Source organism: Paucihalobacter sp. (assembly GCF_036825875.1).
Taxonomy (GTDB): Bacteria; Bacteroidota; Bacteroidia; order Flavobacteriales; family Flavobacteriaceae; genus Paucihalobacter.
In genome coordinates, this window is the sequence record NZ_DAISXK010000019.1 from 12,464 (window position 1) to 35,269 (window position 22,806).

24 protein-coding genes and 1 pseudogene are annotated in these 22,806 nt (G+C 36.1%); 4 read left to right on the plus strand and 21 right to left on the minus strand.

Going from position 1 to position 22,806, the window contains the following annotated elements:
* Positions 1-3: 3 nt before the first annotated feature.
* The 12 genes and pseudogenes from pcaF to V7Z48_RS07290 all read right to left on the minus strand — a co-directional run bounded on the left by pcaF (position 4) and on the right by V7Z48_RS07290 (position 10,341).
* Positions 4-1,212 (minus strand): 3-oxoadipyl-CoA thiolase, encoded by a 1,209-nt coding sequence (gene pcaF / locus V7Z48_RS07235; RefSeq protein WP_334112735.1) that lies wholly within the window; start codon positions 1,210-1,212, stop codon positions 4-6.
* A 131-nt stretch (positions 1,213-1,343) separates the two neighbouring features.
* Positions 1,344-2,207: pseudogene (gene ypfJ, locus V7Z48_RS07240) on the minus strand (KPN_02809 family neutral zinc metallopeptidase).
* Between the two features lie 65 nt (positions 2,208-2,272).
* On the minus strand, positions 2,273-2,677 hold the full coding sequence (locus V7Z48_RS07245; protein ID WP_334112736.1) for a PaaI family thioesterase: 405 nt from the start codon (positions 2,675-2,677) through the stop codon (positions 2,273-2,275).
* Positions 2,678-2,750: 73 nt separating this feature from the next.
* Positions 2,751-3,920 carry a 3-hydroxyacyl-CoA dehydrogenase NAD-binding domain-containing protein gene (locus tag V7Z48_RS07250; RefSeq protein ID WP_334112737.1) on the minus strand — a complete coding sequence of 390 codons (1,170 nt, stop codon included), beginning with the start codon at positions 3,918-3,920 and terminating at the stop codon, positions 2,751-2,753.
* A 90-nt stretch (positions 3,921-4,010) separates the two neighbouring features.
* Positions 4,011-4,946 (minus strand): threonine ammonia-lyase, encoded by a 936-nt coding sequence (locus tag V7Z48_RS07255; RefSeq protein ID WP_334112738.1) that lies wholly within the window; start codon positions 4,944-4,946, stop codon positions 4,011-4,013.
* Positions 4,947-5,729 carry an enoyl-CoA hydratase-related protein gene (locus V7Z48_RS07260; RefSeq protein ID WP_334112739.1) on the minus strand — a complete coding sequence of 261 codons (783 nt, stop codon included), beginning with the start codon at positions 5,727-5,729 and terminating at the stop codon, positions 4,947-4,949.
* A gap of 101 nt (positions 5,730-5,830) precedes the next feature.
* The gene (gene paaD / locus V7Z48_RS07265) at positions 5,831-6,331 is read right to left on the minus strand and encodes a 1,2-phenylacetyl-CoA epoxidase subunit PaaD (protein WP_334112740.1); all 501 of its coding nucleotides are present in this window, start codon (positions 6,329-6,331) and stop codon (positions 5,831-5,833) included.
* A 60-nt stretch (positions 6,332-6,391) separates the two neighbouring features.
* Positions 6,392-7,177, minus strand: coding sequence for a 1,2-phenylacetyl-CoA epoxidase subunit PaaC (paaC, locus tag V7Z48_RS07270; RefSeq protein ID WP_334112770.1), 786 nt, complete (start codon positions 7,175-7,177; stop codon positions 6,392-6,394).
* 7 nt (positions 7,178-7,184) lie between these two features.
* A complete protein-coding gene (gene paaB / locus V7Z48_RS07275; protein WP_334112741.1) occupies positions 7,185-7,469 on the minus strand; it encodes a 1,2-phenylacetyl-CoA epoxidase subunit PaaB in 285 nt (94 codons plus the stop codon).
* A gap of 43 nt (positions 7,470-7,512) precedes the next feature.
* Positions 7,513-8,469 carry a 1,2-phenylacetyl-CoA epoxidase subunit PaaA gene (paaA, locus tag V7Z48_RS07280; RefSeq protein ID WP_334112742.1) on the minus strand — a complete coding sequence of 319 codons (957 nt, stop codon included), beginning with the start codon at positions 8,467-8,469 and terminating at the stop codon, positions 7,513-7,515.
* A gap of 95 nt (positions 8,470-8,564) precedes the next feature.
* Positions 8,565-9,638 (minus strand): 2Fe-2S iron-sulfur cluster-binding protein, encoded by a 1,074-nt coding sequence (locus tag V7Z48_RS07285; RefSeq protein WP_334112743.1) that lies wholly within the window; start codon positions 9,636-9,638, stop codon positions 8,565-8,567.
* Positions 9,639-9,768: 130 nt separating this feature from the next.
* The gene (locus V7Z48_RS07290) at positions 9,769-10,341 is read right to left on the minus strand and encodes a TetR/AcrR family transcriptional regulator (protein WP_334112744.1); all 573 of its coding nucleotides are present in this window, start codon (positions 10,339-10,341) and stop codon (positions 9,769-9,771) included.
* Positions 10,342-10,419: 78 nt separating this feature from the next.
* Here V7Z48_RS07290 and V7Z48_RS07295 point away from each other — a divergent pair, with 78 nt between their 5' ends.
* Entirely contained in the window at positions 10,420-10,725 is a 306-nt protein-coding gene (locus tag V7Z48_RS07295; protein ID WP_334112745.1) for a rhodanese-like domain-containing protein, read from the plus strand.
* Here V7Z48_RS07295 and V7Z48_RS07300 read toward each other — a convergent pair.
* The 3 genes from V7Z48_RS07300 to gldB are packed head-to-tail and all read right to left on the minus strand — an operon-like array spanning position 10,720 to position 12,648.
* Entirely contained in the window at positions 10,720-11,334 is a 615-nt protein-coding gene (locus tag V7Z48_RS07300; RefSeq protein ID WP_334112746.1) for a DUF4230 domain-containing protein, read from the minus strand. The genes V7Z48_RS07295 and V7Z48_RS07300 overlap by 6 nt on opposite strands.
* Positions 11,335-11,350: 16 nt before the next feature.
* Positions 11,351-11,686 (minus strand): gliding motility protein GldC, encoded by a 336-nt coding sequence (gene gldC / locus V7Z48_RS07305; RefSeq protein ID WP_334112747.1) that lies wholly within the window; start codon positions 11,684-11,686, stop codon positions 11,351-11,353.
* On the minus strand, positions 11,686-12,648 hold the full coding sequence (gene gldB / locus V7Z48_RS07310; RefSeq protein WP_334112748.1) for a gliding motility lipoprotein GldB: 963 nt from the start codon (positions 12,646-12,648) through the stop codon (positions 11,686-11,688). The genes gldC and gldB overlap by 1 nt, the downstream gene beginning before the upstream one ends.
* A 92-nt stretch (positions 12,649-12,740) precedes the next feature.
* On the opposite strand from gldB, the gene nadE reads away from it, so the two are divergent.
* Both nadE and V7Z48_RS07320 read left to right on the plus strand, forming a co-directional pair.
* Positions 12,741-13,532 (plus strand): NAD(+) synthase, encoded by a 792-nt coding sequence (gene nadE, locus V7Z48_RS07315; RefSeq protein WP_334112749.1) that lies wholly within the window; start codon positions 12,741-12,743, stop codon positions 13,530-13,532.
* Positions 13,533-13,651: 119 nt separating this feature from the next.
* On the plus strand, positions 13,652-14,281 hold the full coding sequence (locus V7Z48_RS07320; RefSeq protein ID WP_334112750.1) for a response regulator transcription factor: 630 nt from the start codon (positions 13,652-13,654) through the stop codon (positions 14,279-14,281).
* Here V7Z48_RS07320 and dnaG read toward each other — a convergent pair.
* The 5 genes from dnaG to V7Z48_RS07345 form a co-directional block, all read right to left on the minus strand.
* Positions 14,278-16,251, minus strand: coding sequence for a DNA primase (dnaG, locus tag V7Z48_RS07325; protein WP_334112751.1), 1,974 nt, complete (start codon positions 16,249-16,251; stop codon positions 14,278-14,280). The genes V7Z48_RS07320 and dnaG overlap by 4 nt on opposite strands.
* A gap of 156 nt (positions 16,252-16,407) precedes the next feature.
* On the minus strand, positions 16,408-17,451 hold the full coding sequence (locus V7Z48_RS07330; RefSeq protein WP_334112752.1) for a hypothetical protein: 1,044 nt from the start codon (positions 17,449-17,451) through the stop codon (positions 16,408-16,410).
* 32 nt (positions 17,452-17,483) lie between these two features.
* Positions 17,484-18,227, minus strand: coding sequence for a hypothetical protein (locus tag V7Z48_RS07335; protein WP_334112753.1), 744 nt, complete (start codon positions 18,225-18,227; stop codon positions 17,484-17,486).
* The gene (locus V7Z48_RS07340) at positions 18,214-18,774 is read right to left on the minus strand and encodes an RNA polymerase sigma factor (RefSeq protein WP_334112754.1); all 561 of its coding nucleotides are present in this window, start codon (positions 18,772-18,774) and stop codon (positions 18,214-18,216) included. The genes V7Z48_RS07335 and V7Z48_RS07340 overlap by 14 nt, the downstream gene beginning before the upstream one ends.
* A gap of 207 nt (positions 18,775-18,981) precedes the next feature.
* Positions 18,982-19,959 carry a polyprenyl synthetase family protein gene (locus V7Z48_RS07345; protein WP_334112755.1) on the minus strand — a complete coding sequence of 326 codons (978 nt, stop codon included), beginning with the start codon at positions 19,957-19,959 and terminating at the stop codon, positions 18,982-18,984.
* A gap of 253 nt (positions 19,960-20,212) precedes the next feature.
* On the opposite strand from V7Z48_RS07345, the gene V7Z48_RS07350 reads away from it, so the two are divergent.
* Positions 20,213-21,673 carry a T9SS type A sorting domain-containing protein gene (locus V7Z48_RS07350; protein ID WP_334112756.1) on the plus strand — a complete coding sequence of 487 codons (1,461 nt, stop codon included), beginning with the start codon at positions 20,213-20,215 and terminating at the stop codon, positions 21,671-21,673.
* A gap of 51 nt (positions 21,674-21,724) precedes the next feature.
* Here the strand turns inward: V7Z48_RS07350 and rlmN are convergent, their stop codons facing one another.
* Entirely contained in the window at positions 21,725-22,762 is a 1,038-nt protein-coding gene (gene rlmN / locus V7Z48_RS07355; RefSeq protein WP_334112757.1) for a 23S rRNA (adenine(2503)-C(2))-methyltransferase RlmN, read from the minus strand.
* Positions 22,763-22,806 lie beyond the last annotated feature (44 nt).

The window sequence follows — 22,806 nt, forward strand, 5'->3', positions numbered from 1 at the left end:
TTATCATATTTTTTCTATAATCGCTGCATAACCTTGTCCTACACCTATGCACATGGTAATTAATGCGTAACGCTTGTTTTGTTGGTGCAACTCCAGAGCTGCGGAATAGGCAATTCTCGTGCCTGTAACGCCTAATGGATGTCCAATGGCAATCGAACCTCCATTTGGGTTTAGTCTGGCATCGTCATCGGCTAAACCCCAAGCTCTAGTGCAGGCTAAAGATTGAGCAGCAAAGGCTTCGTTTAATTCAATGATATCCATATCATCCATAGTCAAGCCGGCTTTTGCCAATGCTTTATTGGAAGCTTCAACTGGACCGATTCCCATAATTCTTGGCTCTACGCCAACTACAGCCGAACTCACAATTCGGGCTAATGGCTTGAGGTTGTATTTTTTTATAGCCGCTTCGGAAGCAATGATTGTTGCGGCTGCACCATCATTTAATCCTGAGGAATTTCCAGCGGTAACACTGCCACCTTCTTTTTTGAAAGCTGGACGAAGTTTTCCTAAAATCTCTAATGTGGTGGTTGGTTTTACAAATTCATCTTTAGAAAACTGGATTGGGTCTTGTTTTCGTCGCGGAATTTGAACCGTTAAAATCTCTTTTGAAAGTCGGCCATTTTCTTGTGCTCTTATGGCTTTCATCTGACTCCAATAAGCAAATTTATCTTGGTCTTCACGTGAAATATTGTACTTTTCAACTAGATTTTCAGCGGTATTCCCCATACCATCGGTACCATACATCTCTTGCATTTTAGGATTGATGAATCGCCATCCAAAACTGGAATCGTACATTTTTGAATCGGTACCAAAAGCTGAAGAAGGTTTGGCAACCACGTATGGTCCGCGTGTCATGTTTTCAACACCACCTGCAACAAAAATGTCACCATCACCTGCTTTTATGGCGCGATTAGCGTGAATTATTGCCGAAAGTCCTGAACTGCACAACCTGTTAACTGTTTCTCCTGGCACCGTAAATGGTAACCCTGCTAAAAGCGACGCCATTCTCGCTAAATTTCGATTGTCCTCTCCTGCTTGATTGGCACAACCCAAAATTACGTCGTCGTATGCCTCTTTGGGAATACTAGGGTTTCGTTTTACTATTTCAGAAATTACTAAGGCCGCCAGATCATCCGTGCGAATAGTTGATAAAGCACCTTGATAACTTCCAATAGGTGTTCTAATGCCGTCTATAATGTATGCTTCATTCATTTGTCTAAAATATTTGTTATTTAGTGGTACATTGGAATGCCAAAATAACCATTTTCAGTTGGTTTGGCATTTTGTTAATGGGCATTTCATATTATTGTCTGCAAAAGCAGGTATTTTATTTATTAGTCTTTTTAATTTATCAAAACTGCAAAGGTGTCGTGATTACTCATATCACCTGTTTTGTAGCCCTTTAAAAACCATTCCATGCGTTGGGCAGATGTGCCATGTGTAAAATAATCAGGCACCACATGACCTTGTACACGTTTTTGAATAGCGTCATCTCCAACGGCCTTTGCGGCACTTAAAGCTTCTTCAATATCGCCTTCTTCTAAATACTGCTGATTGTAATGCGCCCATAATCCAGCGTAAAAATCAGCTTGGAGCTCGAGCGCCACAGATAATTTATTGGCTTCTGTCTTAGATGAATTGCGTTGTAATTGCCTTACTTTTTGAGAAGTGCCAAGTAAGGTTTGAACATGGTGACCAATTTCATGTGCCGTTACATAGGCAATTGCAAAATCTCCTTTTTGTGCACCAAATCTGGTATGTAACTCGTTAAAAAATACCAAATCCATTTATACTTTTTGATCGCCAGGACAATAAAAAGGACCCATTGCTGAGGATGCCGTACCACATGCAGAGGTTACTTGTTGAGTGAATAATATCATTTTAGGTTCTTTATACGTTCCTAAATTATGCTTTTGAAACACCTGATGCCAAACATCTTCGGTGTCGGCCAAAACAGTACCAACAAAATTTCCAATTTCAACCTCATCAGCGGTTAGTTGCCGATCGCTAGAAGTTACAGATTGCGATTGTTGTTGATTAATTTGTTCAAGAATTGGAGCGATGGTCTGACCTGTTTCACCGCCAAACAATTGCAATATTATGATGACCACTGCGATGATTCCACCACCAGCTACCAACTTACCTTTGGTACTTGTACCACGACGATCTTCAAGATTCCCGCTTTGTCTTCTGCCTTTCCATTTCATAGTTTGAGAAATTTAATGCCTCTAATTTACTGATGTTTTCGCTGAGATTCCTGCTTTCGCAGGAATTATTGCCAATCCTTTTGAGTTCTGTAAACGACTCCCTTAAAAAGTGCTACTAACTCATCACCTCGCTTTACTTCAATAATATTAAACCCAAGTTTATTATTTACTTTCTCAATAACCGACTCGGCCATTAAAAAATCACCTTCATTTAATGCCTCAATGTGATTGATACTTGTTTCAATTGAAACCGCATACTTTCCATGTGTGTTGGCAGCAAAACCAAAAGCGGTATCTGCCAAAGAATAAGTGATGCCGCCATGCGCTTTGCCCATGCTATTCAGCATATCTTTTCTAATGGTCAACCCTAATTTACATTTGCCAATTTCGCATTCTAATATTTCGATACCCAGCCATTGGCTGAAAGGATCGAGGGATAACATTTTAAATGGGATTTTTTCCGCTTGCATAAAATATCATTATTTCTATTGATTGTTCTCTTTTAAAACCCAAAAAGTCCCTTCTAAGAGATAATCGAATCCATCAAAAAAAAAATTTATTCTCTCTATTCATTTTGCGTAATAACGGACTACATCGGTATCTCTCTTCTCGGTACTCATCGTAGAGTGCATCCATTTGTTTAACGCACCAGTCTATTCCTTTTTCATTTGCCCAAGCTAGTAATCCTTTTGGGTAATTGACACCTTTGGTCATGGCAGTGTCTATATCCTTGGCCGATGCGATGTTTAAAAATAAGGCATCTACAGCTTCGTTGATAAGCATGACTAAAACCCTCTCAAAGATTTGTTTTGCCAATTCTTTATTATAGGATTCTTCGCTTTCGCTCTGAATGACAATGGAACCATTTTCATCATAATTATAGTAACCTTTTCCTGATTTTATTCCTAAATATCCTGCTTCGGCGAAGCGTTTTTGCGTTAAAGACGGTTTGTATCTTGAGTCATAAAAAAAGGCTTGGAAAACGGTTTCGGTTACGGTGTAATTGACATCGTTTCCTATAAAATCCATCAATTCAAACGGACCCATTTTAAAACCGCCAATTGTTTTCATTGCCAAGTCTATTGTGGCAAAATCTGCGATACCTTCTTCATAAATTCTTAACGATTCCCCATAAAAAGGTCGTGCAACCCTATTCACGATAAAGCCTGGAGTATCTTTGGCAACAGCCACTATTTTTTTCCAGTTTTCAATTGTTTTTACAGAGCGTTCTAACACTTCTTTAGATGTTTGAATTGCCGGAATTACCTCAACCAATTGCATTAAAGGTGCCGGATTAAAAAAGTGAATCCCAATGCATCGCTCTGGATATTTTAATGCGGAAGCAATTGAAGCAATCGATAAACTTGATGTATTTGAGGCAATAATACAATCCTTATTAACATAAGTTTCCAACTCAGAAAATACTTTCTTTTTAATGTCTAAATTTTCAACTATGGCTTCAATGGTAAGGTCTGAGTCTGATAAATCCTTTAAGTTTTGAACATAGTCAATATTACTTTGAATTCTATTCTTTTCTTCAGAATCAATTCGTCCTTTTTCAATTAATCTAAGTAATATTTTTTCTAAGGCAGCTTCTGCTTTATTGAGAGCTGATCGATTGGTATCGTATAATTTTACTTTACAACCAGAAGTTGCCGCTACTTGAGCGATACCACTTCCCATGGTTCCTGATCCTATAATTCCTACGGTCATAATTATTTCCTGCGAAGGCAGGAATCTTTTTAATTAAACTTTTTTCTTATATACCAAAAATACGAGCAATACTGAAATTGGTACTAATCATTAAAATGGTAAATTTCTCACATCCACGTTTCCGCCAGATAAAATGATACCAATATTTTTATTTTTAAACTGATGTTTTTCTTTAAGTACTGCTGCAAAAGGTACCGCGCAAGATGGCTCGATGATAATTTTCATTCGTTCCCAAATGAGCTGCATAGCCTTTATGATTTCATCTTCTTCCACTCGTATAATTTTTTCAACATGTTTTTGAATTATGGGGAAATTTCTATCTCCTAAATTTGTGCGTAACCCGTCGGCAATGGTGTTTACACTTTCATTAAATTCTATTTTACCCAATTTTAAGGATCGATAAGCATCATCGGCTTGAGCTGGCTCGCCACCTATAACTTTACATTTTTCTGAAAAATAATGCGTTGCTAAGGCCGTTCCCGCAATAAGTCCGCCACCACCAACTGGTGCCAATATCACATTTAAATCCGGATGATCTTCTAATAACTCCATAGCTGCTGTGGCATTGCCATAAATAACTTCATCTTGATTTGAAGGATGTAAAAACGTTGCGCCAGTTTCTTTTTGGATTTTATCGGCCATTTTTTCTCTAGCTTTGGGTGTGGATTCTGATTCAATAATCTCTCCTCCATATGCGCGCACTGCATTTTTCTTAACCTGAGGTGCATTTTTGGGCATGACTATGTAGGCTTTTACTCCTAATTGCTTAGCGGCCAAAGCTACTGCCTGAGCAAAATTACCTGAGGAATGTGTTACTACGCCCTTTTGTCTTTCAGCTTCTGAAAGTGATAAAATAGCATTAGCTGCACCTCGCATTTTAAATGCACCCATTTTTTGAAAATTCTCACACTTAAAAAACACATTTGCGCCAGACATATGATTCAGTAACTGAGATTTGAGTACTGGTGTTCTGTGAATAAATGGTTTTATTCGAGTATGAACTTGTATGAGCGTTTTTTTTGTCAATTAATTTCCTTTAAAATTTGGTTGACGCTTTTCTACAAATGCGGAAACACCTTCAGCATAATCATTAGTCTGTGCGGCTTCAATTTGATATTTTGATTCTAACGCAAGTTGCTGGTCCAAATTATTTGTGATTGAGGCGTTCAATAAAGCTTTAGTCATTCCCAAAGCCTTGGTTGGCATTTTTGCCATTTTTAAGGCGAGTTTATTAACTTCTGCCTCAAAATCTTCTAAGGCGAATACTTTATAGATCATTCCCAATCGTTCGGCTTCTTCTGCAGAAATTTTATCGCCCAACATGCACAAGGCTGATGCTTTTTGAAAACCGATTAACCTTGGCAGGAAAAAAGTTCCGGCGCTATCTGGTATCAGACCTATTAAACTAAAGGCCTGAATGAAACTCACTTTTTCGTGCGCCACCACCACATCACAGGCTAAGGCAATATTGGCTCCAGCTCCAGCAGCCACGCCATTAACTGCAGCAATAATTGGCTTTTTAATGTTTCTAATTAGTGAAATAATTGGGTTGTAATGTTCGTCGAGAATTTTTTTAAATCCGGGATTTAATTCGGGTGAAGTGACTTCCTTTAAGTCTTGCCCAGCACAGAAGGCTTTGCCGCTTCCAGTAAGTACGATGGCTCTAACTTTTGGATTATTTTCACAATTCTTTAAAACTTGCTGAAGACTTAATGCCATTTCTCGGTTAAAGCTGTTGAATACTTCGGGCCTGTTCAATGTAATGTAGGCTATGTTATTTTCTGTTTTTAAGAGTATACTTTCGGTCATAATTTAAATTTACAAAAACGTTGCATTCAGCATCAATAAAACATTTTATTTCCTTTTCCTAAAATGAGATTTCTTCAGATAGCTATTTGGATTTCAGAAATTTACTTCAAACATTTAAAGTAATCAAAAGGCTCGTGACAATCCTCACATTGAAACTGCGCTTTACAAGCAGTGGAGCCAAACTGACTTACAAGTCGTGTGTTTTGAGAACCACAATTGGTGCATTTTACAATTCGCTTTCCATTCAGCAACACTTCTTTATCAGCTTCGGCATCTAAAGGTGCTGCAATACCGTAATCTTCCAAAGCCTTTCTGCCTCTTGGTGTAATCCAATCAGTTGTCCAGGCTGGATGAAGGATTAAATCAACTACGGACTTGTAACCAGCGATCTTAAGTGCCGTATTTATATCGTCACCAATTACATCCATGGCAGGACAACCGCTGTAGGTTGGCGTGATTTCAACCTTCACAATTCCATCCACAATCACGGCAGACCTCACTACGCCCATATCCATGATTGATAATACTGGAATTTCAGGATCTGAGACTTGATCCAGAATTGGGATTAGTGCGCTATCAATATTTTGCTCTGTTGTTGTCATTTCTCTTTTCTCTTTAATGGAAAAATAGTTTTATGAGATCCCTTTTTTCAAAGGGATTTGTTACCATTCCATATTGGGATAAGCGCGTTGCATAAATTGTAATTCTGCGAGTATGTAACCCATGTGTTCTGTGTGAGTGCCTTCTTTACCTCCCTTTTGGAAATATTTTGAATCTGGAACTTTCAGTGTGGCTTCTTCTAAAAAATCGGTTACTTTGTTATAGTAAGCTTGTTTTAATTGTGTGACATCTACTCCAATTCCTTCTAAAACCATTGCTTTATCTGCTTCAGTTTGATGAAATAATTCATCCGTATAAGTCCATAAATCATCAATAGCTTCTTGTATTTTCAGATTACTTTCTTCGGTACCGTCACCTAAACGCTTTACCCAATCTGATGAAAAACGCTCGTGGTATCGCACTTCTTTGATACACTTTTTAGCGATGGACGAAAGCGTTAAATCCTTACTTTTTTCTAATTCTGTAAGAAAGGCTAAATGGTAAACGTCGAATAAAAACTGACGCCCAATGGTATAAGCGAAATTTATGTTGGGTTGCTCTACTAACAAAACGTTTTTATAATCACCTTCTTTACGAAGCATTGCAATATCATCTTCGGTTCGGCCATCGCCAGCAATTCTAGACGCATACTGAAAATAACTCCGTACTTGTCCAAATAAATCTAACGAAATATTAGTGCAAGCAATATCGGTTTCTAAACTTGGGCCGTGACCAGTGAGCTCGCCTAATTTTTGTCCGAGGATAAGTGAGTTGTCAGCGATACCGAGGATATAATTGTATAGATTTTTGTTCATGATTTGTGTAAATTGAGATTCTTGCGAACACAGGAATTTGCTACATATGTTTTACTTCATCTGGTAAATCGTAAAATGTTGGGTGTCGATATACTTTATCTTGTGCTGGTTCAAATAATTCACCATTATGCTCTGGATTGGATGCTGTAATATGTTTTGATTCTACTACCCAAATACTCACACCTTCGTTGCGACGCGTGTAAACGTCACGAGCGTTTTCAAGTGCCATTTCTGCATCGGCAGCGTGTAAACTTCCAAAATGCCGATGTTCTAATCCATTTTTACTTCTTACGAAAATTTCCCAAAGTGGCCAGTTTTTTTTCATTCCTTTCCCTAACCCTTTCCAGAGGAAAGGGAATTTTTGTTAATTAAACTACTTGTTTTTCTTTTCTTTCCCTTTGTTTTTCTGCAAAAGCCATCGCCGCATCGCGCACCCATTCGCCACCATCCCAAGCGCCGATTCTTGCTTTGATGCGTTCTTTGTTCATGGGTCCGTGGCCTTTGACTACTTGCCAGAACTCATCCCAATTAATATCTCCAAAATCATAACTGCCGCGTTCCTCATTCCATTTTAAATCTGGATCTGGAATGGTCAAACCTAAAATATCGGCTTGCGGAACAGTTTGATCTATAAATTGTTGACGTAATTCGTCGTTTGTTTTGCGTTTCAACTTCCATTTCATAGATTGTTCAGTATGTACCGAAGCTTCATCTGTTGGACCGAGCATCATCAAGCTTGGCCACCACCAGCGATTTAAAGCGTCTTGTGCCATGTCCTTTTGCTCTGGTGTACCATTGCAAAGTTTTAGCATGATTTCATAACCTTGACGTTGGTGGAAACTTTCTTCTTTACAAACACGCACCATAGCTCTTGCGTAAGGACCAAAAGACGTATTGCAAAGTGGCACTTGGTTAATAATAGCCGCACCATCTACCAACCAACCTATGGCTCCCATATCGGCCCAAGTAAGTGTTGGATAGTTAAAAATACTTGAGTATTTGGCTTTGCCTGTGTGTAGCTGCTCATACATTTCTTCGCGAGAAATACCAAGTGTTTCGGCTGCAGAATACAGGTATAAACCGTGTCCGGCTTCATCTTGCACTTTGGCTAACAAGGCTACTTTGCGTCTTAATGACGGAGCACGCGTAATCCAGTTTGCTTCTGGAAGCATGCCAACTATTTCTGAATGGGCATGCTGAGACATCTGACGAATATGCGTTTGACGGTATTTTTCGGGCATCCAATCCTTTGGTTCGATTTTTTCGTCTCTTGCGATTCGGGCTTCGAACTGCCTTTCTAAACTTCTGATTTGTTCTTCGCTCATGATCTTATTTTTTTAATTTTTCTTTTTCTATTAGTGTAATAGAGAATCTTCCGTTTGAGATTCCTCCCGATAGCTATCGGGATCGCAGGAATTCTTTAAACATCAAAATCTACGACTAAATGTTCACTTGTGGGTACTGCTTGGCAACTTAAAACTAAATTTTGTGCCACTTCTTTTTCATCTAAAGCATAGTTAATTTTCATTTCTACGCTACCTTCTTTCAACTCACATTTACAAGTGCTACAAACACCGCCTTTGCAGGCAAACGGCAAATCGGCACCAGCGTTTAAAGCCGCATCTAAAATATTGTCGTAATCTTTTGTCATGGTGAATTGAAATTCTTTTCCGCCATCAACTATGGTTATTTGAACGCCTTCAACATTTTGTTGAGCTAGTCGTTCTGAACGCTTGATATCTTCTTCTGAAAGGCCAGACACAAATAATTCAAAATGAATCATATTTTTAGGTAATCCGGCTTCAATTAGATAATTACTAACAAAATTCACCATCTGTTCTGGACCACATAGAAAAACTTCGCTGGTATCAGGAATATCAATGAAAGTTTTGGTAAGAACCTTCATTTTCTCATCATCAAATCGTCCGTTAAACAAATCGATATCTCTGCGTTCTTTGGTTAAGAAATAATAAATTTCTAATCTTCCAAAGTAGGAGTTTCTCAATTGTTCCAGTTCTTCTTTAAAGATAATAGATTTTGCGGTTTTATTCACATAAAACAACTTGCAAGTGGAATTTTCTTCTGAAGCAAGGTGGGTTTTAATCATTGATAAAATGGGCGTAATACCACTTCCAGCTGCAAAAAACAGATAATTTTTAGCAGCATCGGGTTTTGTTTCGACACCGAAAGTACCACTTGGTGGCATAACTTCTAAAAACTCTCCAGATTGTAAATGCTGGTTAACGTAAGTGGAAAATTTCCCGCTTGGTATTTGCTTGACCGCCACTCTCCATTGATGCTCCAAAGGACTTGAGCACAAAGAATAAGAACGACGCACATCTTCACCATTGATATCGGCTTTCAAGGTTAAATGCTGACCTTGATGGTACTGATACAGTGGTTGCAATTCTTCAGGAATTTCAAAGGTAATTACCGAAGTATCATCAGTTTCTTTGTAAACCTCTGCAACTTTTAATTTATGAAAATCTGCCATTTTTTTCTGTCGCTTGTGCATAAAGTGAACTTCAGATTTCAAATCGTAACACGAAATCGTTATCGCTTGAAATCAATAAAAAAACTAACACTTGTTAGTTTGAATACAAAATTACAAAATATATTCTAAACTATTTGTTAATTCCGCCAATGAGCACCTCGCTTAAAGCTAAACAAAGTTCGTTTACATTTAATAATTCTTTTTTAGGAATCCATAAATGTAATAGCCTGAGCGTTGATAAAATAGAAAAAACAGCCACATCAGGATTGATATTTTTAAGTTCGCTATTTGCTATACCTTGGTCGATAATAAATTTAAAATTGGATTCGTATTGCTGGCGTAATTCAAGATAATAAGTTCGTTTTTCTTCAAGATGCATCCAGTCATTATTCAAAGCTGCCATGCCTTCGGGGTTTTGATTGGCTAAGTTGACATGCATTTTGATAATGGCTTCTAATTTTTGGATAGTATTTAAATTAGAATTTAGAATGCTTTCCATTCCGTAGGTAAATTGTTCTGCAATATTGATAATAATAAATTCAAGAATGGCTTGTTTAGATTCAATATGATTGTATAGACTTGCTGCTTTTATACCCATAGCTTGCGCTAAATCACGCATAGTTACTGCACTGTAACCTTTATTTTTAAATAGTTTAGATGCGGTTGTTATAATTTCGGATTTGCGATTTTCTGTAGAAGCCATACTCCATTATTTGGATGTAACCCAAGTTACATTGATTATCAAAAATAATACTGAATTTTGCATTTAAATATAAACATTATGGGATTATTAGATTTTTTTAAAAGCAATAAACAGGATTATATTAGCGATTTCAAGTCGCGTAATGCCGTTATTATAGATGTGCGTACCAAAAGCGAATTTCAACAAGGCGCAATTAAGGGCAGTAAAAACGTTCCATTGCAAGAAATTAACAATCATTTAGTGTCAATTAAATCAATGAATAGGCCAGTAATAACCTGTTGTGCAAGCGGCATGCGTTCAGCCTCCGCAGCCAGCATTTTAAAACGCAATGGAATTGAAGCGGTAAATGGTGGCGGTTGGAATGCCTTGGAAAAGCTATTATAACTTTAAACTTTCTAAATTTTGAACGTTATTAATAGGTGTTTCATTGTACTGCAAGGTCCAGCCTAGAGAATTAGTTAGAATATAGAATTTTGATAATTCACTAATCAATCTGTTTTTAGCATTCTTTTTGATGTCTGAATTCTGCAACTTTTTACTGAGCGATACCTTTATAACATCTTTAATATCATTGTAATCTTTTGCTTCAAAAGGATTGAAAAAATCAGCTTGAATGTCATAATATTCTAATTCTGGACTGATTTTAATTTCTTCAGCAGGAATAAAGGTTATGGTTAAGATTTTTGAAACTTCGTCAATTTCGTATTCAATTTTACTTAAATCGTAGGCCACCGTCACGTCAGCATTAACTACTACAAGAGCTTTTTTTTCGGCGGTAAGATAATCGCCAAATAAACTTTTGGAATTTTTGTAATTAAATACCTCACTAAAATGACCTTCGGTTACCACTAATTTTCCAACATTTTTTATTTGCTCTTGGATTAGTGCCGAACTTTCGCGCATTTCAATGCGGTTTTGCTTTTTATCTTCACAATATTTGAAGCTAAAAAGCACAATAATTGTTATTACAACGCCAAAAAGGATTTTTCTCATGAATAAAAGATAGGTATTATTTATTTAGTTCTAACTTTTCAGCAAAATAGTCACAAAAATCTTTCATCGTTTGAGTCATTTTTTCATCTTGTGTGGCGCGATTAAAGGTATTAGCCATTGCTACAAGTGTTTGATGGAAAAACACTTTCATTTCATCAACAGGCATTTCTTTAGTCCATAAATCAATGCGCAAGGTTTCTTGGGTTTTATGATCCCAAACTGAAAGCATGATAGCTTTGGCTTCTTCATTTTTTATACCGCCATCTTGGGCAGTCCAATGTAATTTTTCTGGAACTCTATTTTCATCTAATTGAACTTTGAGTTCTATGGTTGATTGAATTGATTTGGCCATTATTTATTAGGTTTATATTTGGTATTATCGAAAATTTCTTGCGCACTTGTTTGCATCATTTTAAAAAGATCAACCTCTTTGTTTTGCTTCATATAAGCTTTTACTATTTGCCAACCGATGTACTGACCTATTCGTCCAGGCGAGTCGTTATCAATTTCCAAGTAAAATTTAGAAAAAGGCGCTGGCGTTATAAATCTACTTGGCAATTTGCTATCGGTGCTAAAAAGCAACTCATGCTCAATAAAATAACTCCAAACTTCACTTTCGTTGTTGATGGCCCAAGTTAATTGATCTTCGGTGTAGCCAATTTTTTCAGCATCGCTTTTAAATGGGATCATAATTTCTTTAAAATAAAGTAGTTTTCCAAAGTAAATCATTTCATCGAGCAATGTTTTTCTAATTGGTTGATAAGCATGTTTTTCAGCATAAGCTTCGGCTAAATTGACAACAATGTCACTAGGCTTAAAATTTTCAGTTAGGTATTCGGGAATATTCGCATAAAAATGATGTTCAGATCCTAAATAATTATCCAAGGCTACAAGCGCAATTGTATCGGTGACCACAACGCTCTCACGGTAGCGAACATTATTTGTAACGGTTATAAAACGAGGCTCGATAAAGGTTTTATCGTAATATTTTAAATGTTGAAAAAGTTTGTAGATGTCCAACTCTACCTCAGAAATATCGTTAAAAGCTTGATTAACTTCCTCAAATAGTTCTTGCTGAATTGTATCCTTTAAAGTTTCTACCCAAACCGAATCTGGCACCCAATTTGAGAACAAAAAAGGGTATTCGGATTTTAGTTTTGGCAATTCAGCCTCTGTAATTTTGGCAAATAATCTATCAAACCTTTCAATATTAAGTCCTACGTTTATTTTCGAAATCTTCTTTTCTAAATCCGATTGCTTATCACACGACATCAAAAAAATGAGTAAGCCTACTAATATGATGTGTTTTATCATAAAAATCTGTGAGTTATTAATTTTTATTATGTAATTGTTTGGTTTATTTTTGTGAAGCAAAGGTACGTTTCTTTGCGATAATACGTAAAATAATGCATACAGAAAAGGTTATAGATTATATTGTAAATTGGCTTAAAGACTATGCTTTAAACGCTAAAGTCAATGGTTTTGTTATAGGTGTTTCAGGCGGAATAGACTCGGCCGTAACATCAACCTTATGCGCTAAAACAGGATTACAAGTACTTTGTTTAGAAATGCCTATACATCAAGCCGAAAGCCATGTAAGTCGCGCCAACAAACACATTAGTTTTTTAAAATCTAATTATAGCAATGTTGATAGCAAACGTGTCGATTTAACACCTGTTTTTGAAAGTTTTAAAAGTGAAGTTTCTAATGATGTTAATGCCGAAACAGTTGATATGGCGCTTGCCAATACGCGTGCAAGATTACGAATGACAACCTTGTATTATCATGCTGGTCTTTATGGATTTCTGGTTGCAGGTACTGGCAACAAAGTTGAGGATTTTGGCGTAGGTTTTTACACCAAATACGGTGATGGTGGTGTAGATTTAAGTCCGATTGCCGACTTACTTAAAACAGAAGTATATCAACTTGGTGCTGCGTTAGGTGTGCCAAAGTCTATAATGAAAGCTGCTCCAAGTGACGGATTGTTTGGCGATGCACGTAGTGATGAAGACCAAATTGGGGCAAGTTATCCCGAATTGGAATGGGCGATGCAAATGAATGAAAACGGAAAGAATGAAAGTGATTTTTCGGGCAGACAACAAGAGGTTTTTAAAATATATAAACGTTTTAACCGAAACAACAAACATAAGATGGTACCGATTCCAGTTTGCGAAATACCCAAAGAATTAAAGCATTAAATAAATATTTTTAGATAATTTTAAGATATTTATTAATTTTTATTACCTTTAGAATCAAATCTCCACCAAGTACTTAATCAATTTAGTGTTCGTCACTATAAAACTTAAAATAACCAACCATGATAAAGGTATTAGTTGTAGATCCACACCCACTTTTTCGATTAGGCCTAGAAACACTTTTTAAATCTATTAGTGATATTCAAGTATCAGGTAGCCTGAGAAGTGGCATTGAAATATTCGAATTTATAAGACGTCATCCTGTTGATGTTATTATTTTAGAAGTTGACTTACCTGAACTGAACGGTATTACTACATTACGCGCCATTAAAAAAGAACATCGCAGTACTAATATGTTGATGCTGAGCAACCAGCCTGAAGAAATTTATGCTGTTAGCACCATTAAAGCAGGTGCATCGGGCTATTTAAATAAAACCTCTTCTGGTGAAGATGTAATTGCAGCGGTGAGAAAAATATTTAGTGGCGGTACTTTTTTAAGTCCTGAAATGAGTAAACAACTTACTTTTAACGATTCGAAAATGAGTACAAGTCGAATATTTAAACGTCTCTCCACCCGTGAAGTTGAAGTATTGAAGCTTCTTTCTATTGGTAAGAAAAACAAAGAAATTTCACAAGAGCTAGACATTAACGAAAAAACGGTTAGTACTTATAAATCTAGATTGTTCAGAAAATTAAATGTAAACAATTTGGTAGATTTAGTACATCAAGCCAAGCATCAAGGCATTACTTAAATCCTGCCGCCCACTACTTTACCGAGTTTTCGGGATAGTAACATTTTAAGTCCGAGATAATCTTTTACATCTTCCAGAATACCTGAGCTATTAGCATATTCCAAAGTGGTTTCATGTTGGTAGTCCTGAACTTTTTTATCAATTAAGTAACATCGTAAACTTAAAACAGTTTGGTTCACCAACTGCGGAATAGTATTGAGCTTTGTTTTTGGTATGATATGTTTTCGCTCCCAATCGTGTAAGGCGTAACGTTCTTCTTCCATTAAAATAGAAGTGACTTCTTCGGCCATTTCTTGGTCGAGCTGACCGATAAATTCCTTAATTGAAAACGATTGGTCCTGATTTAGCTTATCTACTAAACTGTAATAAAGTGTTTTAAAGTTCTCATTAGTGAATTGCATTTCATCTTCCTGCAAGTCAAGATAAATTTTTTCATAAACATGGGCTTCTTGAATAACCGGTTCTAATTCTAGTTCTCCTGTTTTTTCGTTTTCTTTTAAAACCAAATCCTCAAACGATTCCTTTTTATCACCGTAAAGCAATAAAATCTCGATTATTTTGCGCTCTAATTCATATTGACGGTCAATTTTTTGTGCTGACTTTTTTTCAGTTTTGATAACTTCGAAAGCCTTTTGATCGGTTTTAACTTGTTTACCAGCTTCGGTAAGGTTTTTTTTATTGATTTGTGCCAAGGTACTAAATAACACTTCTTCGCTTATATCCATGATTTTCGAGCATTCCTGAATATAAATTTCGCGTTTAATAGCATCGGGAATAATGGCGATACTATTCACCATATCTCTAATGGTTTCAGCTTTTTTTATAGGGTCGTTCTGCGCTTCCTTCATCAATAACGAGGCCTTAAAACTTATAAAATCTTGGGCGTTTTCGTCAAGATACGTTTTAAGTTCTTCTAGGGTATTTTGTTTGGCAAAACTATCTGGATCTTCACCTTCGGGAAAAGTGCAAACTTTTACGTTCATGCCTTGTTCCAAAATTAAATCAATACCACGAACAGATGCCCTCAACCCAGCTGTATCGCCATCAAAAAGCACGGTTATATTTGAGGTTAAGCGATTTATAAGCCTAATTTGTTCTGGCGTTAAAGCGGTTCCTGAAGACGACACCACATTGTGAACACCGGTTTGTACAAATTGAATTACATCGGTATAACCTTCAACCAAATAGCAATTATCTTCTTTGGCAATGCTTTGTTTTGCAAAATAAAGTCCGTAAAGCACCTTGCTTTTATGATAAACTTCCGATTCGGGAGAGTTTAGGTATTTAGCCGCTTTTTTGTCATTCACCAAGATACGACCACCGAAACCTAAAACGCGTCCGCTCATACTGTGAATTGGAAACATGACGCGACCTTTAAAACGATCGAAACGCTTTTCTTCTTTAACTATGGTAAGTCCAGTTTTTTCGAGAAATTCAATTTTATAAGCTTGCTTAAGGGCTTCGTCTGTAAATGCTTGCCACTCATCTAATGAATATCCTAACTGAAACTTCTTGATAATCTCATCGGTGAAACCGCGCTCTTTAAAATAGCTCAAACCAATGGCTTTACCTTGGTCGGTTTTGTGCATTACTTTTTGAAAATAGCTATTGGCAAATTCATTTACCAAATACAAACTCTCGCGTTCGTTTGCTACTTCCTTGTCTTCATCGGTTTGTTCGGTTTCTTCAATTTCAATGTTGTATTTTTTGGCTAAATATTTTATAGCTTCGGGATAGGTGAAATGTTCGTGTTCCATTAAAAATGTAACCGCATTGCCACCTTTCCCACTACTAAAATCTTTCCAAATTTGCTTAACTGGCGACACCATGAAACTCGGTGAACGTTCATCGGTAAATGGACTCAAACCTTTAAAGTTACTGCCTGATTTTTTGAGTTGTACAAAATCGCCAATAACTTCTTCTACTCTGGAAGTCTCAAATACTTTTGCTATGGTGTTTTGTGAAATCATACAACTTTCGAGTTAAACTAAATGAAATTTCATATAGTTTAAAACTGTTTGTAAATGTACCACAAAAGAAGTTGGTTTTAAAATTCACATCAACAGATATCACAAAAAAACTCCTTCAAAAATTAAAGGAGTTTTAACAAACTAATTATAATTGTATTAATCAAATTCAAGTCTCAAACCGACTGAAATATTGTTTTGATCTATTGGCTGACTATTAAAAATAGGATTTAAATCGTATTTGACATAAACCGCGACATCGCCAATGGCCACGTAACCGCTGAGTCCATAAATAAATTCATTTACGTTAAAGTTACCTCTTTGTTTGTCCTTTCTATCATCTCCGTTTTCTTCAAATTTTAATTTTTGCATGTGTCCGAGGTTAAAACCAGCATAACCACCAATACCCAATCTAAATCCACTATAACTGGAAAACCGAATATTATCATAATTTCTCACTTTTTTTGATGGCCCAAATTGAAGATGCACAGGAAATACGATATTGGTCATTCTAAATTTTGCTTTATCTAATTCTAAAGGAAATTCTTGCAATGTTATTAAATCACCTTCACGAACAAAATATTGGTTATCCTTTATGTTGAGTTTATTCCATTGTAGAGACGCTCCATATTTTATATGCAAAAAGCCTGAATTTTTAAAAACTCTCGTTGTCCAAGCGTAACCCAATTCAATAAAGCCTGAGCCTCCTAATTTATAGGGTGAATCATTAATGTCTTGACCATCAATAATAGCGTTATTAAATCCAAAACCTAGAATTGCAGTTTCGTAAGTTCGACCCCAAAAAGTATTTGAATAGATGTATTTAACTGAATCTTTCTTTTTTTCGTTCGATTTGGTTAATACCAAGTCCTGGGTAATGTTAGCATCACGTTTTAATAAAGCAATTTGGTTATCAATAATTGCCAATCGATTCTCAATATTTAAAGCACGCTTTTGAGCAGCTTCTTGTTTTAGTTGTTGTGACTCTTCTTCTGTTATTTCACCGCTTTCTAATTGTTTGTTAATGGCTTCAACTTCGGCCTTTAGCAGTTCCTTTTCGTCAGCTTCAACTTTTGATTTCTGCTTGATGAGTGCTTCAATTTTAAGTTGATTATTGCTAATTTTAATAGAATCTTGCGCCTTCACGTGCGTTGAAATAACTACTAGCAGAAGTAGTACTAAAAATTTAGTAATGGTTTGCATAATTGTAAGTTTTTTGATTTATAATTTGATGATTAATATTTACGATCGGCAACGGCAGTTTTAACAGAAATAAAACCAGATTTTAAAGCTTCGTATACCTTTTCTTTGAATGAACCGTTTAACTCGTCTTCAACTTCTAAAAGCAAGGCGTTAGCATCTACGGTTTTAGTGGTTTCGTTTATGAGTTTCTGTTTAAAAATATCCTTTTGGGCAGCTTTTAAAAGCGAATCGACCTCGGCTTCTGTAACTTGATTGTTGCGTTCGTTTAGTTGTTTGATTTGAGCCACAACTTCCAAAAGTTTTTGTGCTTCATAATCAAGCAGGTCTTCTTTACTATTGTTTAAATCAGTATCGTTTGCTTCACCCACAACAGGAGTGTATTTCAATTTAGGTTCCTGATTAAAAATTTCTTGACGTGACGCGTTGTTTTTCTTGTCAACTATGTTATCAATTGGACTTTCAACAACCATTGTTTCCGATGGATTTAAGAAACGACCGTTAAACTGGCTTTCGGTTTTTTCGCTTTTCTGGTTAGGATTTTCAACTACTTTAAGGGGAATTGCTTCTTCTGTTTCATCAGTGAGTATTGAAACACCTGCAAATAAGGCTAAAACTATTGTTGCAGCCACAGCCAACCACCAATAATTAGTTTTCTTTTTATTATTTTCAAAACTGTCTAACCTCTGGGATAATTTAGACCAAGACTGTAGCGAAGGTGACAATTCACGTTGCGCCAGCTTAGATTTTATTTGATTTTCTAACTTATTTGGCTTCATAGGTTTTTGCGCTTAATTCTTTGATTTGTGTTTGCAACATTTGTCTAGCTTTGAACAGTTGCGACTTGGATGTGCCTTCAGAAATTTGCAACATTTCGGCAATCTCGGCATGTTTATAACCTTCAATGGCATTCATTACAAAAACCATTTTATAGCCATCAGGTAAGTTATCAATGAAACTTTGAAGCTGCTCAGTTTCAAAACTAGTTTCAAAATCGAGATTTACTTGCGTTACATTTTCATAGTCTGAAACAAATTCTATTTGTTTTTGCTTTCGAATAAATGATATGGCTTCTCTAATCATTATTTTTCTAACCCAACCTTCAAAACTACCTTTAAACTTAAATTGGTCTAAGTTGGTAAATACCTTAAAAAAACCATCTAACAGAACTTCTTCAGCATTTTCTTGGTCTTTGATGTAGTAGCGGCAAACACTTAGCATTTTTGGCGCGTAAATTTCATATAAAGCCTGCTGCGCGCTTCTTTTATTTTTAAGCGCAGCCTTAATTAGTTTGTTGCTGTTGTTATGTAGTTGTATTACTTTCAAGTAAAAAGGGAATTACAAGATTCTATTTATAAAGACGCAAATTTAATGCAAAAGGTTGCCTGAAGGTTTTAAATAGTAATCACTTTTTCGAAACAATTTATCCTAAAATTCTTAATTTCAATTAATTAATATGGAATTAATATTAAAAAAAATCAGGATTAAAAACTAGGAGTTGGCAAATTTGACAGAAACAGAACAACAAATAACCTATTTTTTCCTATCGATAACGTATTCTACCATTAATTGAAGTGAGGCTTTGTATGGAGAATCTTCAAATTGATCGAGCATAGTAAGTGCCTTGTTTTTATATTCATACATGCGTTTAACTGCATAATCAAGGCCGTTGTTGTCTTTTACAAATTGGATTACTTCATTAACTCTATCCTTGTCTTTGTTATGATTTTTAACCGAATTTATAATCCATGCTTTGTCTTTAGCCGAACAGTTATTTAGCACATGAATGAGCGGCAAGGTCATTTTTTGCTCCTTAATATCTATACCAGTTGGTTTTCCGATACGTTTGGTACCATAATCGAACAAATCATCTTTTATTTGAAAAGCCATACCTATGAGTTCTCCAAATTTTCGCATTGACTCTACCTCTGGGCTGTTGGGTTTAACTGAAGCGGCGCCAAGGCTGCAACAGGCGGCAATTAGAGTTGCCGTTTTTTGACGGATAATTTCGTAATATATATCTTCTGTAATGTCTAATTGGCGTGCTTTTTCAATTTGAAGCAGTTCACCTTCGCTCATTTCACGCACTGCCACCGAAATGATTTTAAGTAAATCAAAATCGCCATTATCAATTGACAGAAGTAAACCTTTAGACAATAAGAAATCGCCTATTAATACAGCGATTTTATTTTTCCATAAGGCGTTAATCGAGAAAAATCCACGGCGTATATTACTATCGTCAACAACATCGTCGTGCACCAAAGTAGCTGTATGTATGAGCTCAATAACCGAAGCACCACGGTAAGTGCGTTCACTAACTTCGCCGTTGTTGAGCATTTTAGCCACTAAAAAAACAAACATTGGTCGCATTTGTTTGCCTTTTCTATTCACAATATAATGTGTAATAGTATTTAGTAGAGCAACTTTGCTAGACATTGAAAGTTGAAATTTTTGCTCGAAAAGCTCCATTTCAAAAGCGATAGGTCGTTTTATTTGCTCAGCAATTTTCATAGCTACAAATCTAGGGCTAATTTAGATTCCTGCTTATATAATAGAAACCGAATTTCGCATGCTGAGATTCCTGCTTTCGCAGGAATAGTTGGTTGTTTTATTTGTTCAATTATTTTCAATATCCATAGTGATGAATTGCAAAATTAATGATATTTCATGTTTATTTTATGAATAATGGGAAAAGGATTGAATTTCAAAATATTAAATTTATTTTGCTAATTTTATAGCATAATAACTATTAATCCATGAAAACATGAAAAGAATTACTTTTTTACTTATAACACTTTGTGTTGTTAATTATTCCTACTCTCAAGTTGTTTTATCTGAAGATTTTGAATCAGGTCTTACGATTCCAGCTGGCTGGACAAACAATGATTTAATTGTGCCCTCAAACGGAGAAATTTGGACTATAGAGACAGGTGGTACAGCAGCATTACTAGCGCCTGGAAACACGTTTATTTATGCAGTGGGTGGTGCTGATGGAAACTATGCAGCTTTTGATAGTGATGGCTACGGGAATAATGGACAGCCTGAAAACGCAGCTTTAGAAAGTCCTGTATTTGACGCTTCAGCATTAACTGCTGTAACACTTTCGTTTAATTCGGCATTTGCCGGTAACTTTGGAGGAACAGGTTTTGTTGAGGTGTTAAATGGAGATTCCTTACCTGCAACTTGGGTAACAGTTCAGACCCTTTCTGGTAATAATTATCAGGGTGGCTTAATCAGTTTAGACGTAAGTGCACAATTAGCAGGTGTAACCAATGCGCAAGTTAGGTTTAGATGGACCGGCAATTGGTCTGTAGCTTGGTATGTAGATAATGTAACTGTTTTTGAATGTACTGTAAGTGTTCCGAATCCAGTAACTGCTGTTCAACCGGCTAACGGCGCAATGGATGTTGATATTAATTTTGGTAGTGCCACAAATAATTTAGGCCCTATAGAATGGGCACCAGCAGCCACAGGCGATTCTGCGGACAATTATAATATTAGTTTAGGTGTTAATCCAGCAGGTAATGACATAGGTAGAATTGAAGGATTTGATATTGGAAATTCAATTAATTTTAATTGGCAGCCAAATACCACTTATTATTGGTTTATAGAAGCTGTAAATTGTGCTGGACTTTCAACTAGTCCAGTTTTTAGTTTTACAACTACCGCTTGTACCGATATAGCCGCACCTGCTTCACCAACAGCACCTGTCCCTGCCAATGGAGCAAATGACGTGACAATTAATGCTGAAAATAACTCTGTTAGTCTTTCCTGGACGGGAGATCCAAATGCAAGTTTCACATTAAATTTTGGTACTACAAATCCACCAACTCAGTCTTTTGATTTTTATGAAATTGGTGAAATAATTACAGGACTAGATGAAAATACCGAATATTTTTGGTCTGTAAATTCCTTAAACTGTTTTGGCGAAACTACAGGTACAGTTTGGAGTTTTACAACTGGACAAGCACTTTCTGTTTTAGAAAATGAGCTGCCAAGCTTAGGTGTATATCCTAACCCTTTTAATGATATTTTGCACATAAAATCTAATAATAACTTAACTGAAATTGTGATTTTTGATTTACTTGGCAAAACGGTAGCTAAATATGGCGAAAGTGATTTGGTAAACTCAACTGTTGATTTATCAAATTTACTACAAGGCTTATACCTTATGAAAATAACATCTGGTAATAAAACGCAAACTTTAAAAATTACAAAGAAATAGTATTAAATAAAATTTGTCAAAACCCGTCTCACAACTGGAGACGGGTTTTTTTTACGCTTTATTAGCAAGTTGCCCACAAGCGGCATCAATATCTTTCCCTCTAGACCGTCTTACGGTTACAGTAATTCTATTGGCTTCCAGCATGGCGATATACATATCAATCGCCTTGGAACTGGCTTGCTTAAAATCACCATCGTCGATGGGATTATATTCAATTAGGTTCACCTTACTTGGTGCAAATTTGCAAAAGGCAATTAAGGCTTCTACATCTTTTTTGGTATCATTAATGCCATCCCAAACTACATATTCGTAAGTAATCCTATTTTTAGTTTTTAAATACCAATATTCTAAAGCTTCACGTAAATCCTTTAAAGGAAAAGTGGCATTAAATGGCATAATAGACGTTCTCACTTCATCCATGGCAGAATGTAAGGATACAGCCAGTTTAAACTTCACACCATCGTCTGCCATTTTTTTAATCATTTTAGGCACACCAGAAGTTGATACGGTAATCCGCTTGGGTGACATGGCTAAACCTTCATCTGAAGTAATTTTATCGATGGCTTTAAGCACATTGTTGTAATTCATTAGCGGTTCGCCCATGCCCATAAAAACAATATTGCTCAGTGGTCGGTTGAAATATAATCGACTTTCGTTATCGATCGCTACGACTTGATCATAGATCTCATCCGGATTTAAATTGCGCATCCTCTTTAAGCGTGACGTTGCACAAAATTTACAATCTAAACTACATCCAACTTGCGAAGATACACAAGCAGTTGTGCGTTTTGGCGTTGGTATTAACACTGATTCCACAATTAAATCGTCATGAAGGCGCACGGCATTTTTAATGGTACCATCGCTACTACGCTGCATTACATCTACCCTAATGTGGTTGATTACAAAATTATCTTCCAACAAACCCCTGGTTTCCAAAGATATGTTAGTCATATCCTCAAACTTATGTGCAGATTTAGACCACAGCCATTCATATACTTGATTGCCACGAAATGCTTGATCGCCTTGTTGCACAAAAAAATCGCGAAGTTGATCTTTTGTTAATGCACGTATGTCTTTTTTTATTTTCATCGGGTAATTTCAGTAATAAAGATACAACGCCGCTTGTAAAAGTT

Coding starts and splice junctions, on each gene's coding strand:
- pcaF (WP_334112735.1), bottom strand. CDS start 1,212: ATGAATGAAGCATACATTATAGACGGCATTAGAACACCTATTGGAAGT.
- V7Z48_RS07245 (WP_334112736.1), bottom strand. CDS start 2,677: ATGCAAGCGGAAAAAATCCCATTTAAAATGTTATCCCTCGATCCTTTC.
- V7Z48_RS07250 (WP_334112737.1), bottom strand. CDS start 3,920: ATGACCGTAGGAATTATAGGATCAGGAACCATGGGAAGTGGTATCGCT.
- V7Z48_RS07260 (WP_334112739.1), bottom strand. CDS start 5,729: ATGACCGAAAGTATACTCTTAAAAACAGAAAATAACATAGCCTACATT.
- paaD (WP_334112740.1), bottom strand. CDS start 6,331: ATGACAACAACAGAGCAAAATATTGATAGCGCACTAATCCCAATTCTG.
- paaB (WP_334112741.1), bottom strand. CDS start 7,469: ATGAAAAAAAACTGGCCACTTTGGGAAATTTTCGTAAGAAGTAAAAAT.
- paaA (WP_334112742.1), bottom strand. CDS start 8,469: ATGAGCGAAGAACAAATCAGAAGTTTAGAAAGGCAGTTCGAAGCCCGA.
- V7Z48_RS07285 (WP_334112743.1), bottom strand. CDS start 9,638: ATGGCAGATTTTCATAAATTAAAAGTTGCAGAGGTTTACAAAGAAACT.
- V7Z48_RS07290 (WP_334112744.1), bottom strand. CDS start 10,341: ATGGCTTCTACAGAAAATCGCAAATCCGAAATTATAACAACCGCATCT.
- V7Z48_RS07295 (WP_334112745.1), top strand. CDS start 10,420: ATGGGATTATTAGATTTTTTTAAAAGCAATAAACAGGATTATATTAGC.
- V7Z48_RS07300 (WP_334112746.1), bottom strand. CDS start 11,334: ATGAGAAAAATCCTTTTTGGCGTTGTAATAACAATTATTGTGCTTTTT.
- gldC (WP_334112747.1), bottom strand. CDS start 11,686: ATGGCCAAATCAATTCAATCAACCATAGAACTCAAAGTTCAATTAGAT.
- gldB (WP_334112748.1), bottom strand. CDS start 12,648: ATGATAAAACACATCATATTAGTAGGCTTACTCATTTTTTTGATGTCG.
- nadE (WP_334112749.1), top strand. CDS start 12,741: ATGCATACAGAAAAGGTTATAGATTATATTGTAAATTGGCTTAAAGAC.
- V7Z48_RS07320 (WP_334112750.1), top strand. CDS start 13,652: ATGATAAAGGTATTAGTTGTAGATCCACACCCACTTTTTCGATTAGGC.
- dnaG (WP_334112751.1), bottom strand. CDS start 16,251: ATGATTTCACAAAACACCATAGCAAAAGTATTTGAGACTTCCAGAGTA.
- V7Z48_RS07330 (WP_334112752.1), bottom strand. CDS start 17,451: ATGCAAACCATTACTAAATTTTTAGTACTACTTCTGCTAGTAGTTATT.
- V7Z48_RS07335 (WP_334112753.1), bottom strand. CDS start 18,227: ATGAAGCCAAATAAGTTAGAAAATCAAATAAAATCTAAGCTGGCGCAA.
- V7Z48_RS07345 (WP_334112755.1), bottom strand. CDS start 19,959: ATGAAAATTGCTGAGCAAATAAAACGACCTATCGCTTTTGAAATGGAG.
- V7Z48_RS07350 (WP_334112756.1), top strand. CDS start 20,213: ATGAAAAGAATTACTTTTTTACTTATAACACTTTGTGTTGTTAATTAT.
- rlmN (WP_334112757.1), bottom strand. CDS start 22,762: ATGAAAATAAAAAAAGACATACGTGCATTAACAAAAGATCAACTTCGC.